Genomic DNA, 18,319 nt, shown 5'->3' on the forward strand with positions numbered 1-18,319 from the left:
GCCGATGTCGGGTTATTCCGGACGAGCGTGCATTTGACAGGCTCGAGGCGATCCGGCGACACTCATCGTGGGCCCAACGTCGACCTGATAACACCGTCAAATCCCTTTCGACCCACAGTCACGCCGAATGCGGATGTCACTCTTCGATGTCCTGCGGGGTTGGGAACTCCAACCTCCTGTGTGCCAACTCTTGGAACTCCGCTGCCGACACGGGCTTGCTGAACAGATATCCCTGCATTTCGTCGCAGTTGTTGTCCTGTAGGAACTGCATCTGCTCCTTGGTTTCTACGCCTTCGGCGATTACTCTCAGGTTGAGCTTTTGGCCGAGGAGAATGATCGCGCTGGCAACCGTCCGGTCGCTCTCGTTCGAGGCAAGATCGTTGATAAACGATTTGTCGATCTTAAGACGTGTGACGGGGAAATTCTTCAGAGCACTCAGGCTGGAATACCCTGTCCCAAAGTCATCAATGGAAAGCTGCACGCCCAGCGACTGCAATTCGGACATCGTATCGAGAGCCTGACCGATGTCCTGCATGATCAGGCTCTCGGTCAGTTCCAGTTCGAGAAGATTCGCTGCGAGATTGCTGGCTTTCAACGCGTTCCGAACGTGCGCTACCAGATTCTTGTCGGAGAACTGACGCGCCGAAACGTTTACGCATACGCTTGTCGGTCTAAGCCCGGCGTCTTGCCATGCCTTGTTCTGTCGGCACGCTTCGGTGATCACCCATTCGCCAATCGGCACAATGAGGCCGGTCTCTTCCGCTAGCGGAATGAACTCCGCCGGCGAGATCCGGCCCATCACTGGGTGGTTCCAGCGAAGCAGAGCCTCTGCGGCGAAGATCTCGCCAGTTCGCAGGTCTATCTGTGGTTGGTATTCCAGGATCAATTCCGAGCGGGCAATTGCGTTGCGCAATTGTTCATGAAGCATCAGCTTCTGATGCGCCTTGGCATTCAAATCGGAAGAATAGAACTGGAAATTGTCGCGGCCGATGTTCTTGGCTTGATACATCGCGGCGTCAGCGTTGGCGAGTAGTGTCTGAGTGTCGGCGCCATCCGCAGGATAGTTGGCAATGCCGATGCTGCAGGTCACTTGAAGCTTGTGCCCCCCGATCTGGAGTGGGGCGGAGATGGCGTCGATGAGTCTTTGGCAAGTGGTGGCAGCAGCATTTGTGTCTTTCGGCCGATCCGGCAGAAGGATGACGAACTCATCTCCACCTATCCTGACGACGCTGTCGGATACCTGCACGTGCTGTTGCATCCGCTTGGCAACAATTTGCAGAAGCTCGTCGCCAGCCTCGTGGCCGAGACTGTCGTTCACGAGCTTGAACCTGTCCAGGTCAATGAACATGACAGACACACTCTGATCGCGGCTTGCAGCGCGCTCGATCGCCTGGGAAACCCGGTCGCTCAGAACCGTACGATTGGGAAGGTTCGTCAGCACATCGTGGGTGGCTATATATTGGATGCGCTCCTCGGCGAGTTTCCTTTCGATCGCTATGCCTGCGATGCGCGTTGCGACATCGATGAGGGCTCTCTCCGAATCGGTAGGCTGGCGTATGGTCTCCGAATACATCGCGAAGGTACCGAGCACCGGGCCTGCATGCGAGATGATCGGTGCCGACCAGCAGGCACGATAGCCGAAGGTTGACGCCAGGCCTCGATAGTCGGCCCAGAGCGGGTCGGCCTGGATGTCCGCGACGATGACAGGTTCACGGCGATGAACGGCAGTGCCGCATGAACCAACATTTGGTCCGACCCTCACGCCGTTGATCGCGTCAATATAGGCGGGATGGAGACTTGGAGCAGCACCATGCCATAGATGCAGTCCGTCGGCGTCGAGCAGCAATACGGACCCGACAATGCCCGTTAGCTGTCCCTCGATGAGATGAACAAGCTCGGTCAGAATATCCTGCAGCGGCGCCGCCGTTGCGATCATTTCGAGAACTTTTGCCTGGCCCTTGCCCAGCATTTCCGAACGCTTGCGTTCTGTTATGTCCCTGGCGATGCCAACCAAGCCGAAAACGACATTGTTTTCGTCGCGCAATAGCATCTTGGTTGACGCAAGCCATTTGCGCGTGCCGGTCGCATCGAGAACGCATTCTTCCCGATCGATCATCGGTATTTCGGTTGCCAGGATCGCCAGTTCGGACTCGCGAAAAGACTTCGCCAATTCGGGCGAATGGAAGTCTGCATCGGAAAGGCCGATCATTTCGGCTGGGGTCCTGCCGCAATCAGTCGCGAGCGCCTTGTTGGCGACGACAAAGCGGCATTCCAGATCCTTGACCCAAAGGTAGTCTGGCACTGTGTCGATCAGATGCTGCAACGACAGGCGCTCATTGGCAAGTGCCGCATTCGCTATCTTGTCGGAAACATCCTCATGGGTGGCGACCCATCCACCGTCAGCCATAGGCTGGTGACAAATGCGGATGACCCTGCCATCGCTGAGTTCAGCGTTGCGCACATGGCTGCGGCCGGCGACTTCGGCTGAGATGCAAAAGGCATGGTATTCCTCGGCCGGGTCCATCGGACAAATGCCGCTTTGAAAACGAAGGTCGATAATTTCCCGAAGCGCCATGCCGGGTTGCAGCAGCTCGGGGTCCAGACGGTAGAGTTCGGCATATCGATCATTGCTGAGGACCAATCGGTGCTCACCGTCAAAAACGCACACGCCTTGAGAAATGTTGTCCATCGCCGTCTGGTAGCGCAGCATCTGAGCCATCAGAGTCGGCAGCAAAGAAAGGGTATCCGTGGCGGAGCCCGAAGCGGCTGAGCCATCGGACGTGTAACGCGGAGTCGATGTTTTCGACTTTCGTTCCAAAGACACTCATGCCTCCTTTATCGGCAACATGGTGGACTATTGCCGGTGGAGGATGAATGAAATATTAAGCCTTGCTAAAGCAAGCGTGCGTTCGGCGTACGAGACCGCACATTGGTTGTCTCCCATAGGGCGGTTGGTGCCGAAGGGCTGGGGCCAATCTCAAAGCCAGCAAAGTCTCCACTCATGTGGTGCGCCTATGAGGCGTTCTTTCGAACCCGACCGGAAGCCATCGGCGAGCCAATTCCAAGCCTTTCGAGGCCAAGCTTGATCTCAGGCGCGTCCATAAATAGCTCCCATAGCAGCCCCGACCGATGGTTCTCGATCATTGCCACGATCGGCCCCTGGTTTATGGCGAGATAGCTCTTGGAAATCCACCGGCCATCGGCCGCGAACGCATCGACGAAGCCGTAGCGACCCCACAATCGGCCATGGGCAATCGCAAGATAGTGCCTCAGCGCGGCTTCGGCTGCCGCGGGCAGATATGGAAAACTGGAAAGGGCCGCGGTTGGGGCAATAATGCCGAGGTCGTTGTCTGGCGCGCTGGTGACATAACTCCTCGGTCCATGTGACGACGTCAGCCCCCAGCAAGCCGCACCATAGCCGGCATGCGCGTTCGGATTGGCCACGGCGTGCGCATGGTGAATCGAACTATGGGCCAGGTTCTGTTCCCAGTAGTTGCAATATTCGTCGAGCATCCGGCTCGGATCAAGGCCGCAGAATGAGCAATGAGCCAGAAACAAAGGACCTCCAAACGGCCGGCCCACCGGCAGTATGTGGCCGTAGTAGCTGTTGCCATTTCGCAAGGCGCCATTTCCGGCCCAGCCGCGATGAAAGATGTTGCCGTCAATCGCGTGTTGTCCCGCGCCGGCCGCGAGAATGTAGGCTATCAGACCCTCGTTCCAACCGGTGATTGGAAGCCCCATCTTCCATTGGTGTTTTGGGCTCCAATGCCAGGACAGCGCCTCGGATGGGCCGAGCGTGTACCAATGCCATTCAACGTCATCGACCAATTGCTGGATTTGTGTTCGTAGTAGCTGCTCTTCGAAATCGTCGTCATCAAAATATTGACGTGCGCAAATCAAGCCCTGCAGGAGGAGGGCGGTCTCGACGAGATCGCTGCCGTCGTCATAGCGCGAGAACGGGACAACGTGTCCGGTTGCACCGTTTATGAAATGCGGGAATGCGCCATGAAAGCGTGGGACTGTTCCCAGAAAGGCGACGATTCGAAGCATTCTCTCAATCGCTTGCCGGCGCCCGATCCAGCCACGACTGACGGCGACGATGATAGCAAGGAACGAGAAGCCCGAGCCTCCGATGGAGACGAGATCATTGCGCGCGTCGCCCCAGGTCAACCGGCGATCATAGGCGAGTCCGCTCACGGGATGCGCACCCTCCCAGAAATAGGCAATCGTCGCCCTCTGGACGTGGTCGAGCAGGTCTTCGAGCGGCGTTGCATGGGGTGGCGTCTTCGTCATGGAAGCTGGGAAGCTCGGCGTTGAGGTTTGGCCTCGTACCACATGACAGCGAAATGATCTTGTTGTTGCACACGTGGTAGCCAGCGGTTGATGGCCGCGCTGATAGGTCGGACATATGACTTCGTTGTCCAACAGCAATTTCCGCAGAACAAACCCTGCCAGCCGGGCCGTTCCACACACGCGTCAGAGCCAGCTATCGGTGGCAATCAACAGTCAGGCGCCTTGAGAAGCAGCAATAGAGCGGCTTCAGGTCGGCAGATATTCGTTGGCCTCGAAGACATGGTGGTGAACCTTGCCGATGAAAAGCTTGAGAAGCTCCGCAGTCACGTTGCGGCTCTCGAAGCGCACATCGGACTGCAATGCCGCTTCTACGGCCGCCATGTCGGGATAGCGGATCGCGAGCGCCATGGCGTATTCGGGGGCACCCTCGTCACGCTCGGTGCCGTCGAGCACCCTCACTTCCTCCGCGCCGGGAAACTGCGTCCAGAGCGGCACCAGACGCGCCTTCACGAAGGCTCGGAATTCTGCCTCGCGGCCCTCGAGGATTTTGCCTTCAAACAGTGCGTAACGGATGATCATCGGGTACTCCAGCGCGCGAGCCACCGCCGGCGGACGACATCGCCGGTTGGAAGGCCTCGGATTGTCTTGAGAAGGAGGCGGGCCGGATCACGGCCCGCCAGGGCATGTCGAGAGAGGGCGTCCGGGGCTTACTTGCCCCAGATCTTCTTGTATTCGTCGCGATAGCCGTTATCGGGGTCGAAGGTGTTCTTCGGACCGCCGTCGAACTCGACATTGTCAGAGGTCACGACATGCAGCGGCGACACGTAGCCCGACCATTGTTCGCCTGAAATCGCGCGGTTCAATTCGTCGATGAGCTGCCAACCTTGCAGGTTGAGCGGCTCGGCAACAGTGACCTTCTGGTACTGCTTGGAGCGGATGCGCTGATAGGCGCTTTCCGAACCGTCGCCGGCGGCAACGCTGATCGGCGCACCGTCGCCCGCGATACCTGCCGCTGCAAGCGAAGGCCCCATGAAGTCGAAATAGAGGTCGTTAATCGCCAGCGAGTGCGTCCACTTGTCTCCGTATTTCTGCAGGAGCGTCGTGGTCAGCTGCGGCATGCGCTGCGAGGTTTCAGCAATCGGCGTGTCGACATATTCGAGCACGGTGCCACCCAGCGTCTCGATCTCCTGCTTCATCCGGTCGGCCTTGGCGATCGCAATCGCATAGGTCGAATCGGTGAAGATGATGACGCCCGGCTTGCCGCCGGCATCGACATAGGCGTAGTCCGCGGCGGCCTTGGACACTTCCATCGCATCGGTCGTGACATTGGCGAAGACGCCGACCTCGGGCACGGGGCCGACGGCCGAGGCGGCATGCCAGGACACCATGGGGATCTTGGCGTTCTTCGCCTCGTCCATCGCCGTCTGCTGTTCGACGGCATCGAAACCATTGATGATGATGCCGTCGGGCTTGAGCGTCATGGCCTGGCCGAAGGCTCCGGTGCGGCCGTCGATCGAGCCCGCGCCATCGAGCACGGTCACGGTCCAGCCGATGGCTGTGGCCGCTTCCTGGATGCCGTTGACGACGCCAAGGATGCCGCCGTTCTTCATGTCGGCCGCGAGAATGACGATGCTCTTGCCGGCCTGGGCCTTCGGGCCGGTGGTCGGGCCGTCCCACTTGTCAACCTTGGTCGCGTATTTTTCGACCACCGCTTTGGCGTCGGCCATGGCGTCGGCGAGCGCGGGTGTAGCGGCAACCATCGCCAGAATGGCGACGCTGCCCTGCAGGAATTGTCTACGGTTCATTGGTTCCTCCTCCGTTAGACCAAAATGATGGAAATCTCAGACGGCGCTCCTCACGCCGCGCCCTTGGTGGTGGGCGCCGGGCGCTTGATGACGGCGCCCTTCTTGCGCTGGGCGTAACCGGCGATGCCGATGGCGACCAGCAGTGTCACACCATTGAACATCGGCTCGACAAAGAACGAACCGCCGAACTGTTGGATGCCGGCGATGCCGACGGCCAGAATGATGACGCCGATAAGGGTGCCCCAGACATTGACGCGACCGGGCTTGATCGTCGTGGAGCCGAGGAAGGCGCCCACCAACGCCGGCAGGAGATATTCGAGGCCGACGCTGGCTTGGCCGATCCGGAGTTTTGAGGCGAGCAGCACGCCGGCCAGCGCCGAAAGAAAGCCGGAGCAGATGAAGGCGCCGATCACGAACTTGCGCACGGGAATGCCGTTGAGCGCGGCTGCCTTCGGGTTGGCGCCGATCGCATAGACGTAGCGGCCCATCGGCGTGTATTCGAGTGCGACATACATGACGATGGCGATGGCGAGCACATAAAAGCCGGTGATCGGCAGGCCCAGCACCATTGTGCCATTGAGCGCATAGAAGGCATCGGGCAGGACGCCGACGACCTGCCGGCCGCCGGTATGCCACAGCGCGATCGCATAGAGCACGGTGCCGGTACCGAGCGTGGCGATGAAGGAATCGATCTTGGCGACCTCGACCAGCAGGCCGTTGAGGAAGCCCGTGATCACGCCGAGGAGGAGCACGGCCAGGACCGCAATCGGCCAGGGAAAGCCGTACATGGTCTGCAGCGAAATCGCGAGGATGTGCCAGAGCACGATACCGTAGCCGATGGTCAGGTCGATGCGGCCGGCCGCCATCGGGATCATGGCCGCGAGCGACAGGAGCGCGATGATCGCCTTGTTGGAGATGATCGAGCGCAGGTTGAGCAGCGTCGGGAACGTGTCCGACAGCAGGATCGAGAACAGCAGGATGAGGAACACGGTCAGCAGGACCAGGCCGTAGACCGGAATGAAGCGGGCAATCTTCTGGCCGGTCGTCAGGCCCTGCAATTCGCTTCGGGTCGGCTCGAGCGCGGTGGATTGGATGGACTGCATGGTCGGACTTCCTCTCAGGCGGCTTCGGAGGCCGAAGCCGCCGATATCAGGGACTGGACGCTGAGCTCCGCTCCCTCGAGTTCACGGACGATGGCGCCGCGCGAAAAGACCAGTGCGCGGTGGCAGATATGGGCGACTTCCTCGAAGTCGGTGGAAACGACGATGACCGCGAGGCCGGATTCGAGTGCGCGGGCGATGAGGCGGTAGATATCGGCCTTGGCGCCGACATCGACACCAGCTGTTGGGTCCTCGGCGATCAGCAACTGGCGGCCGGTCGCCAGCCAGCGGCCGACGATGACCTTCTGCTGGTTGCCCCCGGAGAGCGCTTCGATGGCGATGTCGGGATCGTTGGGCCGGAGCCCGACGCTCTCGCCGATGGCGCGTGCATTGGCGGCCTCCTGCGATGGCGACAGAAGAGAGAATAATCCGCGTCCCGTGGCGCCGGGATTGAGGAAGGTGTTTTCGCGGATCGTCAGCGACATCGCGGCCGACTCCTCCGTGCGATCACGCGCGATCAGGCCGACGCCCGATTTCATGGCCGAGATCGAGGACGAGAGGTCGGGCACCCTGCCGTGGATCGCAACATCGCCGGTGAAGGGTTCGCTGCCGAACAGCGCGCGGCCGACCAGCTCCTGGCCTGCGCCGCGCAATCCCACGAGGCCCAGGAGTTCGCCGCGCCTGATATCGAAGGAGATCGGCGCGGTGTCGGTGCAAGTGAGCTCGCGCACCTTGACCACCGGCTCTCCGACCTTGGTATGGGCGCGGACGAAGAGTTCGGACGCCGAGCGGCCGACGATCATCTCGATCAGTTCGTTGGGATTGGTATCGGCCACGGGCTTCTGCCCGACGAGCTTGCCGTCGCGCAGCACCGCGACGCGATCGGCGATGCGGAAGATCTCGTCGAGGCGGTGCGAGACATAGATCATGCCGACGCCACGCTCCTTGAGCGGGCGGATCGCGGCGAAGAGCCGTTCCACCTCGTCGGCCGGCAGGCTTGCCGTGGGCTCGTCGAGCACCAGCACATCGGCTTCGACGGCAAGCGCGCGGGCGATCGCCACCAGCGACTTTTCGGTCCGGGTCAGCTGCGACACGCGGGTGGAGGAATCGAAATCGCATCCGACCAGGCGGAGCGCTTCGGTGGCGCGGGCTTCGGTGGACCGCCAGTTGATGAGGCCCGAACGCAGCGAGAAGCCCTGGGCGAGCCCGACATTCTCACCGACCGTCATCCAGTCGATCAGCCCAAGGTCCTGGTGGATGAAGGCGACGGGCTGGCGCGTATTCGGCTGCGGCGGTCGGTGGTGATAGGGCGCACCCTTGAACAGGATCTCGCCACTATCAGGCTTGTAGATCCCGGCCAGCGTCTTGATCAGGGTGGACTTGCCCGCGCCGTTCTCGCCAAGGAGAGCAAGAATCTCACCCTTGCCGAGATCGACCGAAACGGAGGAAAGCGCACGCGTGCCGCCGAACGACTTGGTGATGGAGCGGAACTCCAAAAGCCTGTCCTCTGCCACGGTCACTCCTCCCAAAGGCCTGTTCAGTTATATGTTATCGATAACATTTTCGGTCGAGTCAAGTGCAAAAGGCGACGTGCCTATCGTTGCCTCAAATCACCGATTGGTCTGAAAGCCATCCAGCAGGCGCATCGCCTCGGCCGAGTCCCTCGGTCCGAGCCCCGCCATGCAGAGCAGCCGGTTGATCTCGACTGCCTGCGCCGTCAGCGGCATAGGGGTCTTCGTCTTCATCGCGAAGGCCTGGAGGGAATCAAGGTCCTTCAGCATGTTGTCGATGCGCCCCGTCGGCGCGTAGTCGCGGGCGGCGAATTTCGCCATGAATTCTTGCATGATGCGGTTGTCGGCCCGTCCACCGGCCAGCGCCGCGGGGATCAGTGCGGGATCGACGCCGCCGGCTTCGGCGAGCTTGACGGCCTCGGCGACCGCCTGGAACAGCACGCCGCAGAACAACTGGTTGATCAGCTTCACCGTCTGGCCAGCGCCGGACGGGCCCATTAGGGTGTAGTTTGCAGCGAGATGCTGCATGACCTCGCGGGCACGCTCGAAATCCTCGGGCGCCCCCCCGGCCATGATGGTCAATTTACCGGCCAGAGCGCCGGGCATGCCGCCCGAGAGCGGGCAATCCACCCAGGCCATGCCGCTGTCGGCCTTGAGCCGCGCCGCCATGTCGGCCGTATCAGCCGGATCGATCGACGACATATCGATCAGGAGCTTCTCGGGTGCGGCTGCGGTCGCGACGCCGTCCTTGCCGAACACGGCCGCACGGACGATGTTTGCGTGGTTGAGGCTGAGGATGCAGAAGCGCGAGGCAGCCACTGCCTCGGCAGCGCTCGCAGAGGCCAGCGCGCCCTTTTCGACGAGAGCGGCAACCTTCTGGCTGTCGAGATCGAAGACCCGCACCGCGTGACCGGTCTCCAGCAGGCGCGTGGCGATCGCCGATCCCATGATCCCGGCGCCGATGACTGCGACCGTGCTAAGCCTTTCGGATGACATTGCTTTCCTCGTCTGCTTGCCTGATGGCAATGGCTGCCAGTGCCGACGCTATCACCTGCCCATGGGGAGGTGAAACATCGATGGTGATGACGCCGGGTTCGCCGGTCGGGTCTTCGAGCGTCGCAAGCTGGCTCTTCAGAAGCGAGGCCGGCATGAAATGGCCGCGCCGCGCTGCCATCCGCTCGGCAAGCATGGCTTCAGAGCCGCTCAGGAAGACGAAGACCACGCGACCGTCGGCAAAGCTGCGCAGGCGGTCGCGATAGATCTTCTTCAGGCTGGAGCACGAGACCACGAGACCTTCAGGGCCAGCGTCTCCGATTTCCGCGCCGATTTTGTCCAGCCAAGGAAAGCGGTCGTCGTCGGTCAGCGGGATTCCTTGCGCCATCTTGGCGACATTCGACGCCGGATGCAGCGTGTCGCCTTCTACGAAGGGCATGCCGAGCTTGGCGGCAATCGCCTCGCCGACGAGGCTCTTGCCGCATCCCGAGACGCCCATGATCACATAGATCGTGGCCTCAGAGCGAAGTGGTGATGCCGCCATCAACATAAAGCATGTGTCCATTGATAAAGGAGGAAGCCTTGCCTGCCAGGAAGACGGCGGCGCCGACGAGTTCCTCGACCTCGCCCCAACGACCGGCCGGGGTGCGCTTTTCAAGCCATGCCGAGAATTCCGGATTGTCCACAAGGGCCCGGTTGAGCGGCGTGCGGAAATAGCCGGGGCCGATGCCATTGATCTGCAGGCCATATTTCGCCCAGTCGGTCGCCATGCCACGTGTCAGGTTCTTCACTGCGCCCTTGGTGGCGGTGTAGGGGGCGATCGAGGGCCGGGCGAGTTCGCTCTGCACCGAACCGATATTGATGATCTTGCCGGCGCCGCGCTTGATCATGTGACGGGCGACCGCCTGGCTGGTGTAGAAGACGCTGGAAATGTTGGTGCGCAACAGTTCCTCCCACTTCTCGGCGGGAAAATCCTCGAGCGGTGTGCGGAACTGCATGCCGGCATTGTTGACGAGGATATCGATCGCGCCGATTTCGGCCTCGATCCGGTCGATGCTCTCGGCGACGCTGGGCAGGGTGACATCGAACGACAGGCCATGCGCAACATAGCCCTTCGCCGTGAGATCCTGCGCGGCCTTCTCGACCTTTGCGGCATCGCGGCCATTGATCACGACGCCGGCGCCATGCGCGGCGAGGCCCTCGGCAAGCGCCAGACCGATGCCCTGGCTGGAGCCGGTGACGAGCGCGCGTTTGCCGCCGAGATCGAAAAGCGGTGACATGATTCTGATCCTCCATCGCCCGCGTGACCGTTTCGATCTGCTTCCTGCGATCTTGTCGGCGGGATGTCAAACCTGACGTCGGCAAGCTTGACAAGTTGGGTTCGGAATATATGTTATCGATAACATTTTCAAGCCGTGCCAAGCGGAAATTTTTGGAGGATCCATTGTCGAAGCCCGAAATCCTGATGATCGGACCATACCCGGATTGGGACATGGCGCCGCTGGAAGACGCTTATTGCGTCCACAAGCTATGGCAGGACGACAACAAGGTTTCTCTGATCGAGGCGCATGCCGCGGACATTCGCGCCATCGCCACGCGTGGCGAACTCGGCGCCAAGGCAGATCTGATGCAGCGGCTGCCGAACCTGGAAATCGTCTCCTGTTATGGTGTGGGGACCGATGGCATCGACCTCGCCTATGCAAGGACAAACAATATTCGCGTCACCAATACGCCCGATGTGCTGACTGGCGATGTCGCCGACATCGGTATCGCGCTCGCACTCGCCATTGCGCGACAGGTTCCGGCTGGCGATGCGCATGTGCGCAGCGGGCAGTGGTCGAAGGGCAATTTTTCGCTTGCCACGCGGTTCTTCGGCAAGAAGGTGGGCATTGCCGGCATGGGAAGGATCGGCGAGGCGCTTGCGCGTCGGGTCGCTGCCTTCGATTGCGAGATCCGTTATTTCGCCCGCAATCGCCGCGAGGCACTCGATTGGGCTTTCGAACCCGATCTGGTCGAACTGGCGAAGTGGTCGGATTTTCTCTTGGTCACGTTATCGGGCGGCCCGACGACGTCAGGTATCGTCAGCGCCAAAGTGCTGGATGCGCTTGGCCCCGATGGCTTTCTCGTGAACATCGCGCGGGGCACGACAGTGGACGAGGCGGCGCTGCTCAAGGCGCTGGAAACCAACGCGATCAAGGGCGCCGGCCTCGACGTCTTTCTGGGCGAGCCCAATATCGACAGCCGCTTCGCCGCGCTCGACAATGTGGTTCTCTATCCGCATCATGGTTCGGGCACGGAGGAGACGCGACGCGCCATGGGTAGGCTGGTGCGGGATAATCTCGCAGCCCATTTCGCCGGCCAACCGCTCCTTACTCCCGTCGTCTGAGGCCCAGTCATGAAAGCCATCGTCATCCACGCAGCCCATGACCTCCGGATCGAGGAACGCGAACCAGAGCGAGCCGGTCCGGGCCAGGTTGAGATCGCGCTCGAAGCCGGCGGCATCTGCGGCTCCGATCTGCATTATTTCAACCATGGCGGTTTCGGCACGGTGCGGCTCAAGGAGCCGATGATCCTCGGCCATGAAGTGGCCGGGCGTGTCACAGCATTGGGATCTGGCGTCTCGAATCTCGCCGTCGGGGATCGGGTTGCGATATCGCCGAGCCGGCCCTGCAACACCTGCCTCTATTGCCTGAAGGGGCAGCAGAACCAGTGCCTCAACATGCGCTTTTATGGATCGGCCATGCCCTTTCCACACATCCAGGGCGCCTTTCGCCAGACCCTCGTCGCCGAGGATTGGCAGTGCCATAAGGTTGAGGACGGCGTCTCGATCAACGAGGCGGCGATGGCAGAGCCCTTTGCCGTCACGCTGCATGCGGTCAATCGCGCCGGCGGGCTGCTCAACAAGCGGGTGCTCGTCACCGGCTGCGGCCCGATCGGCGCACTCGCGATCATCGCGGCCCGTGCACATGGCGCCCGCGAGATCGTGGCGACCGACGTCATGAACGGCGTGCTCGAACTTGCCGCGAAGATCGGCGCCGATCGGACGATCAATGTCGCCGAGCACCCCGAGCAGCTTGCCGCCTATGGTGCCAACAAAGGATATTTCGACGTAATGTTCGAAGCCTCGGGCAACGAGCGCGCAGTGCGTTCCGGGCTAGAGGTGCTGGCGCCGCGCGGGGTTCTTGTGCAGCTCGGCCTTGGCGGCGATATCGCGATCCCGCAGAACATGATTGTCGCGAAGGAAATCGAGATGCGCGGCACGTTCCGCTTCCATCAGGAATTCGGACTGGCTGTCGACCTGATCAACAGGAAGAGGGTCGACCTGAAGCCGCTGCTGACGGGCGTCTACGCGCTGGACGATGCCGTTGCGGCATTCGAGACTGCCGGTGATCGCAACAGGTCGATGAAGGTTCAGATCGCTTTCTAGATTTCGTCTGCGCCGATCGCCTGAAGGGCTGCACGTGCGACGACCAGATCCTGATCGCCGGTTCCCGAGCCGACGCCGATGCCGCCAGCGAGCTTTCCGCCGAAGCGGATCGGCAGGCCGCCGGGCAGGTTGGTCGCCGTGCCCTTGGTCACGACGGCAAATGTCACGCCCGCCTCGAAGGGCAGGTTGCCCGACGGTGCATTGTGGGATGCCGAAAAGCGCGCCTTTCCGGTGGCGGTCTCGATCGACAGATATTTTGCGCCATCCATCCGGACGCTGCCCACCAGCACGCCGCTCGCATCGACGATGACAATATTCTGTGGCACGCCGATTTCCTCGGCCTTGGCGACGGCTGCGGCCAGCGCGTCAAGGGCTCCGCGGTGGGTTAGGGCAATGGTCTCTCTAAAGCTGGTCATGGTGGCCTCGAAGTGTCAGGCGCTGTCCCGGAGGACGACGCGATAAGGTGTCAATGTCATTTCGTCGGAGCCGCGGCCCTTGCCCTGCAGCGCTTGCAGCACGCGGCCGGCCGCAAGCTGTCCGATGTCATAGCATCCGACATTGATCGTCGTGATGCGCGGATAACAGGAGGCCGAGATTTCGTAATCACCGAAGCCGGCAATCGCAATGTCGCCGGGCACTTTCATGCCGCGCCGCTGACACTCCATCAGCGCGCCGAAGGCCGAGAGGTCCGAAACGCAGAGCACGACTTCGGTATCCGGCCAGCGCTCCAGCATCGAGACAATCGCCTGGCCGCCCTGTTCGGTGGAAATCGGCGGGATGCCGAAGGAGATGACGCGACCCTGCGGCAGGCCAAGTTCAGCAAGCGCCTGCTGGAAACCCTCCTTGCGCTGATTGCCGCGCGTGTCGCGCTCGGTCGTGCCGCCGATATAGCCGAAACGGCGATAGCCGCGCTCGGCTGCGAGCGTCCGGACCAGCAGCGCCATCGCCTCCTTGTTGGAGAAGCCCACGACCTGGTCCACTGGGTCCGGCGGGATATCCCAGGTCTCGACGACCGGAATGCCGGCATTGCGCAACAGTTTTCGCGCCCGCTGCGAATGCGTGCCGCCGGTCAGGATCATCCCCTCGGGCCGGCGGCGGAGCATGGATTCGACGAGTTTCTCTTCTTTCTCCATGGAATAGTCGGTGTAGCCGAGCAGCAGGTCCAGCCCGCTGTTCTCGAGAGCGTCCGTTATGCCGCGTGCGGTATCGGAAAAATTCGAATTGTTGATCGATGGCACCAGTGCGGCGATGAAACCGGTGCGACCCGAGGACAGGCTGCCGGCCGACTGGTCGAGCACGTAGCCGAGCGCATTGACCGCCGCTTCGATCTTCTCCCGCGTAGCCTTGGAAACGACGCCGTCATGACGAAGGGCACGAGATACGGTCATGGTCGAGACGCCGGCATGGCGCGCGACATCGGCCATGGTCGCCTGGTTGCCGAGTTCTCTCGACTTTCCATCCTGAGAGTTGTTCGCGGCCACCTGACTTCCCTTGAATCTCCTGAGCCTGGCATGCTTTGATCTTGCAGACTCTTCGCTGGTTGAAAAGTCTGCTTATCGCTGGAAAAGTCCGGCGACGAAATCACTTGATCCGAGCCCTACATTTGTTATCGATAACATAGATTTGCAAAGCATGGGAGGCAAGGGGATGTTCGGAGAAATAGAGGGCACGGGCTTCGAGGTGCTGGACGACCGTTTCCAAGCCTGCTTCGTCGGCCATGCGCGGGTCGAGCGCCTGTGGACAGGAGCACGCTGGCTCGAGGGTCCGGCCTGGTTCGCCGCAGGCCGGTATCTCGTCTTCTCGGACATTCCGAACAATCGCATCCTGCGTTATGACGAAACATCGGGCCGTGTCTCGGTGTTTCGCGAGCCTTCGAACAACGCCAACGGCAATACGGTCGACCGGACCGGGCGGCTCGTCTCCTGCGAACATCTCAGCCGGCGGGTGACGCGCACCGGTTATGACGGCCGGATCGAGGTGATCGCAGACAGGTTCGAGGGCAAGCGGCTCAATTCGCCGAACGACGTCGTCGTGAAATCCGACGGCTCGATCTGGTTCACCGATCCGTCCTACGGCATCCTGCATGACTACGAGGGCGATTATGGCGTCCAGGAGGTGGATGGCTGCCATGTTTATCGGGTCGATGGTTCGACCGGCGCCATCACACGCGTCGCCGCCGATTTCGTGAAGCCCAACGGCCTTGCATTTTCTCCTGACGAGGGCCTGCTCTACGTGGCCGATACCGGCGCCTCGCACCTCAAGGATGGGCCGAAGCACATCCGCAAATTCGCCGTGAACGCCGACAATTCGCTCACCTCACTCGGTGTCTTCGCCGAGGCGACGGTGGGCATGTTCGACGGCTTCCGGGTCGATACCAAGGGACGTATCTGGACCAGCGCCGGCGACGGCGTGCATTGCTACGATCCGGACGGCACCCTGATCGGCAAGGTGCACATCCCCGAATTCGTTTCGAACCTCACCTTCGGCGGCGAAAAGCGGAACCGGCTGTTCATCACCGGGACGACATCGCTCTATGCAGTCTATGTTACGGTGACAGGCATCAAGTTGCCCGGCGCCTGATGCCGGGCAGGCGCCGGGCAATGCACGAACTGCTTCACGAATTCGCGGCCCAACCCGACTTTCCGGTCGCGCGCCGCACATGTCGATCTTGGCGAAGGCATCCCCCAAGCCAGTATGGTGACGCCGCCTTCTTGGGAGTTTGCCGTCGATTTCGGCCATAATATCGGCTCGTCACGCCGTCGCAAGTTAATCACTCTTCAATGCGCTAACAGTTAAGGTCCCAAATCAGGTCCGTGCGCCGATGCCACGCATTGATCCGGACGATGGTGAACGATTGATCATCGTCGGATTGCCGTTCACTTTGGGGAAGTGTCCTTCTTTGACCATAAGTGGTGCAAATCATGTTCACGTCCCAGCGACTATTCCAGAGCCGGGCAATGAACCGGTGAGAGAGACTGGTGGAGCGACCGCACTTTCCAAAAGGATAGCGCGATGGCGGCGTTCGCTTCTCGGCAAACTCACGCTCCTCTTCCTCGCCGGAGTGATGTTTGCTTATGTCATCGGGGCGCTTGTCGGCTGGTCGATGTTCGTCGACGCAGCCAAGGAGCAGTGGAACACCCAGGCGCGCATCAACACCCAGATCGCGAGCGCCACGCTCAGAGGCATTTACACTTATGTGGCGGTGAATGCGGATGAAAGCGGGCAAGTCAACGGCATCGTCACCAGCCTGCCTGTGGGAGACGACGATTCCGTTCTGGCGACCGGATACAATCCCGTCGACGTTCTTGCCCTGATCAGTGCGCAAACGAAGAACGACACTTGGCTGTTTCAGTACGATGGCACCGCCGGCGTTTTTGTCACGATCGCCACATCCGCCCAAGATCAAGAAGCGGGCGCTTCGCCGCTGCCTCCAGAAGACGAAACACTGTTCGGCGTCGAGGGCAAGCAGGGCCGCTTCGCCACCGGGTTTGCGACGATCGGCGGGCAGGAACACTATCTTGGTCTGCTGCCCATCGTCTCCCCGCAAGGGAAAGTGCTTGGCGCGCTGGCTGTCAGTATCGGCAGCGCCGAAGAGCTTTACCGCGCCCAGGGGAAACTGATCCGCAACTCGCTGATCATGCTTCTCGTTGTGTTGATACTAACGAGCGTTGCGGTCACGTCGCTGGTCAAGCGCCTGTTCCGGCCGGTGCCGGTCTTGGTGCAGGCGACGCTCAGGATCGCCGACGAGCAGACCGACATCGCCACGCCATTTCAAGATCGCAAGGACGAACTGGGCGACATGGCGGTCGCGATCGAAACACTGCGCGAGGCGGTCGTCGAGCGCGGCCGGCTACGGCAGATTCGCGACATGGCGGTGCAGATGGAGCATATGGCCCATCACGACGCGCTCACCGGTTTGCCGAACCGGGCCTTGCTGATGAAATCGCTTGACGAGGTCCTGGCAGATACCTCCCAAGACGCATTCAATGTCATGATGCTGGACCTCGATCGCTTCAAGGCCGTCAACGACACACTGGGCCATGCCTGTGGTGACGCCCTTCTGGTTCAAACCGCGCAACGGGTCAGTTCGGTGCTCGGACCCGGTGATATTGCTGCCCGTCTGGGTGGCGATGAATTTGCCGTCATCCAGCGTGTCGCGCGCGATGCAGAACTTGAGGCACGTAAGCTGGCGTCTCGCATCCTCGAGACCATCGCAGCCGGCTTCACTCTCGACGGGCATGAGGTGATCGTCGGCACAAGCATCGGTATTTCCTGCTCTCCGCGGCATGGCGCGTCTGCTACTCAATTGCTTCAGGGCGCCGATCTGGCGCTTTACCGTGCCAAGGCTGCCGGGCGCGGCACATTCATCGTTTACGAGGAAGGCATGGACATGATCGCTCAGGATCAGCATGCCCTGCAGATCGATCTTGGTCTGGCCCTGCAGCGCGAAGAGTTCCAAGTCCACTATCAGCCGATCATCAACTTGGCCGACAATGCCGTTTGCGGTTTCGAAGCCTTGGTCCGGTGGCGCCATCCGCAGCATGGCTTTATCCCCCCGGACCGCTTCATCCCTCTTGCAGAGGAAACCGGCATTATCGCGCCGCTTGGAGAATGGGTTCTCAACCGTGCATGCCGAGATGCTGTCTCATGGCCGGAACATCTCAAGCTGGCGGTCAATCTGTCGGCGGTCCAGCTCCGCCTGCCGGAGATCGCCAAAACCGTTGCTGACGTGCTGCAGCTTTCGGGGCTTCGCGCATCTCGGCTGGAGTTGGAAATAACCGAAACGGCGCTTCTCGCCGGACCTGCCAGCAATACCGCCCTGAACGCACTGCGCGACATGGGCATCAGCATCGTGCTCGATGATTTCGGCACCGGCTATGCGTCGCTGCATTACCTTGCCAATATCTCCTTCAGCAAGGTCAAGATCGATCGGGAATTCGTGGCCGATCTGGCAACACGACCAGCATGCCGCGCCATTGTCGGAGCCATTATCGGCTTGGCCCGACAGCTGGATATGGACGTCACCGCCGAAGGCGTCGAGACGGAGGAGCAGCTTGTGCTGCTTAGAGCGGCAGGCTGCGGCACCGCACAGGGTTATCATTTTGCGAGACCCCGACCTCTCGAAGACATCAGTTACGAAATCGAAGCTCCAGCAGCGCCAAGGCGTGTTGGTTTGGCATGATTAGACAG

The 18,319-nt window shown here is 61.1% G+C and carries 15 protein-coding genes; 4 read left to right on the top strand and 11 right to left on the bottom strand.

Going from position 1 to position 18,319, the window contains the following annotated elements:
- Positions 1-136: 136 nt before the first annotated feature.
- The 9 genes from AC2YI2_RS17375 to AC2YI2_RS17415 all read right to left on the bottom strand — a co-directional run bounded on the left by AC2YI2_RS17375 (position 137) and on the right by AC2YI2_RS17415 (position 10,982).
- Complete coding sequence (locus AC2YI2_RS17375; RefSeq protein ID WP_487387748.1) at positions 137-2,719, bottom strand: EAL domain-containing protein; 2,583 nt, start codon at positions 2,717-2,719, stop codon at positions 137-139.
- Positions 2,720-3,012: 293 nt separating this feature from the next.
- Complete coding sequence (locus AC2YI2_RS17380; protein WP_487387749.1) at positions 3,013-4,293, bottom strand: glucoamylase family protein; 1,281 nt, start codon at positions 4,291-4,293, stop codon at positions 3,013-3,015.
- Positions 4,294-4,539: 246 nt separating this feature from the next.
- Positions 4,540-4,872 (bottom strand): hypothetical protein, encoded by a 333-nt coding sequence (locus AC2YI2_RS17385; protein ID WP_487387750.1) that lies wholly within the window; start codon positions 4,870-4,872, stop codon positions 4,540-4,542.
- 128 nt (positions 4,873-5,000) lie between these two features.
- Positions 5,001-6,098, bottom strand: a complete 1,098-nt coding sequence (locus AC2YI2_RS17390; protein WP_487387751.1) for a substrate-binding domain-containing protein — start codon at positions 6,096-6,098, stop codon at positions 5,001-5,003.
- A 50-nt stretch (positions 6,099-6,148) separates the two neighbouring features.
- The gene (locus tag AC2YI2_RS17395) at positions 6,149-7,201 is read right to left on the bottom strand and encodes an ABC transporter permease (RefSeq protein WP_487387752.1); all 1,053 of its coding nucleotides are present in this window, start codon (positions 7,199-7,201) and stop codon (positions 6,149-6,151) included.
- A gap of 14 nt (positions 7,202-7,215) precedes the next feature.
- Positions 7,216-8,712 (bottom strand): sugar ABC transporter ATP-binding protein, encoded by a 1,497-nt coding sequence (locus tag AC2YI2_RS17400; protein WP_487387753.1) that lies wholly within the window; start codon positions 8,710-8,712, stop codon positions 7,216-7,218.
- 96 nt (positions 8,713-8,808) lie between these two features.
- Complete coding sequence (locus AC2YI2_RS17405; protein WP_487387754.1) at positions 8,809-9,705, bottom strand: NAD(P)-dependent oxidoreductase; 897 nt, start codon at positions 9,703-9,705, stop codon at positions 8,809-8,811.
- The gene (locus tag AC2YI2_RS17410) at positions 9,686-10,252 is read right to left on the bottom strand and encodes a gluconokinase (protein ID WP_487387755.1); all 567 of its coding nucleotides are present in this window, start codon (positions 10,250-10,252) and stop codon (positions 9,686-9,688) included. The genes AC2YI2_RS17405 and AC2YI2_RS17410 overlap by 20 nt, the downstream gene beginning before the upstream one ends.
- On the bottom strand, positions 10,221-10,982 hold the full coding sequence (locus AC2YI2_RS17415; RefSeq protein ID WP_487387756.1) for an SDR family oxidoreductase: 762 nt from the start codon (positions 10,980-10,982) through the stop codon (positions 10,221-10,223). Before AC2YI2_RS17415 ends, AC2YI2_RS17410 begins: the two co-directional genes overlap by 32 nt.
- A 164-nt stretch (positions 10,983-11,146) precedes the next feature.
- Between AC2YI2_RS17415 and AC2YI2_RS17420 the strand changes: the two genes are divergently transcribed.
- Positions 11,147-12,088: a 2-hydroxyacid dehydrogenase gene (locus AC2YI2_RS17420; protein WP_487387757.1), complete on the top strand. Its 942-nt coding sequence runs from the start codon at positions 11,147-11,149 to the stop codon at positions 12,086-12,088.
- 9 nt (positions 12,089-12,097) lie between these two features.
- Positions 12,098-13,129 carry an L-idonate 5-dehydrogenase gene (locus AC2YI2_RS17425; protein ID WP_487387758.1) on the top strand — a complete coding sequence of 344 codons (1,032 nt, stop codon included), beginning with the start codon at positions 12,098-12,100 and terminating at the stop codon, positions 13,127-13,129.
- Here the strand turns inward: AC2YI2_RS17425 and AC2YI2_RS17430 are convergent.
- The gene (locus AC2YI2_RS17430; protein WP_487387759.1) at positions 13,126-13,545 is read right to left on the bottom strand and encodes a GlcG/HbpS family heme-binding protein; all 420 of its coding nucleotides are present in this window, start codon (positions 13,543-13,545) and stop codon (positions 13,126-13,128) included. The genes AC2YI2_RS17425 and AC2YI2_RS17430 overlap by 4 nt on opposite strands.
- A 15-nt stretch (positions 13,546-13,560) precedes the next feature.
- Positions 13,561-14,553 (bottom strand): LacI family DNA-binding transcriptional regulator, encoded by a 993-nt coding sequence (locus AC2YI2_RS17435; protein ID WP_487387857.1) that lies wholly within the window; start codon positions 14,551-14,553, stop codon positions 13,561-13,563.
- Between the two features lie 223 nt (positions 14,554-14,776).
- On the opposite strand from AC2YI2_RS17435, the gene AC2YI2_RS17440 reads away from it, so the two are divergent.
- Together AC2YI2_RS17440 and AC2YI2_RS17445 are read left to right on the top strand one after the other, a co-directional pair.
- A complete protein-coding gene (locus tag AC2YI2_RS17440) occupies positions 14,777-15,709 on the top strand; it encodes an SMP-30/gluconolactonase/LRE family protein (RefSeq protein ID WP_487387760.1) in 933 nt (310 codons plus the stop codon).
- Positions 15,710-15,950: 241 nt separating this feature from the next.
- Positions 15,951-18,311 (top strand): putative bifunctional diguanylate cyclase/phosphodiesterase, encoded by a 2,361-nt coding sequence (locus tag AC2YI2_RS17445; protein WP_487387761.1) that lies wholly within the window; start codon positions 15,951-15,953, stop codon positions 18,309-18,311.
- Positions 18,312-18,319 lie beyond the last annotated feature (8 nt).

It is taken from the genome of Rhizobium sp. SRI_017, from assembly GCF_057586295.1.

Coding starts and splice junctions, on each gene's coding strand:
- AC2YI2_RS17440 (WP_487387760.1), top strand. CDS start 14,777: ATGTTCGGAGAAATAGAGGGCACGGGCTTCGAGGTGCTGGACGACCGT.
- AC2YI2_RS17375 (WP_487387748.1), bottom strand. CDS start 2,719: ATGGCTCAGATGCTGCGCTACCAGACGGCGATGGACAACATTTCTCAA.
- AC2YI2_RS17380 (WP_487387749.1), bottom strand. CDS start 4,293: ATGACGAAGACGCCACCCCATGCAACGCCGCTCGAAGACCTGCTCGAC.
- AC2YI2_RS17425 (WP_487387758.1), top strand. CDS start 12,098: ATGAAAGCCATCGTCATCCACGCAGCCCATGACCTCCGGATCGAGGAA.
- AC2YI2_RS17435 (WP_487387857.1), bottom strand. CDS start 14,553: ATGGCCGATGTCGCGCGCCATGCCGGCGTCTCGACCATGACCGTATCT.
- AC2YI2_RS17395 (WP_487387752.1), bottom strand. CDS start 7,201: ATGCAGTCCATCCAATCCACCGCGCTCGAGCCGACCCGAAGCGAATTG.
- AC2YI2_RS17430 (WP_487387759.1), bottom strand. CDS start 13,545: ATGACCAGCTTTAGAGAGACCATTGCCCTAACCCACCGCGGAGCCCTT.
- AC2YI2_RS17385 (WP_487387750.1), bottom strand. CDS start 4,872: ATGATCATCCGTTACGCACTGTTTGAAGGCAAAATCCTCGAGGGCCGC.
- AC2YI2_RS17415 (WP_487387756.1), bottom strand. CDS start 10,982: ATGTCACCGCTTTTCGATCTCGGCGGCAAACGCGCGCTCGTCACCGGC.
- AC2YI2_RS17410 (WP_487387755.1), bottom strand. CDS start 10,252: ATGTTGATGGCGGCATCACCACTTCGCTCTGAGGCCACGATCTATGTG.
- AC2YI2_RS17405 (WP_487387754.1), bottom strand. CDS start 9,705: ATGTCATCCGAAAGGCTTAGCACGGTCGCAGTCATCGGCGCCGGGATC.
- AC2YI2_RS17445 (WP_487387761.1), top strand. CDS start 15,951: ATGCCACGCATTGATCCGGACGATGGTGAACGATTGATCATCGTCGGA.
- AC2YI2_RS17390 (WP_487387751.1), bottom strand. CDS start 6,098: ATGAACCGTAGACAATTCCTGCAGGGCAGCGTCGCCATTCTGGCGATG.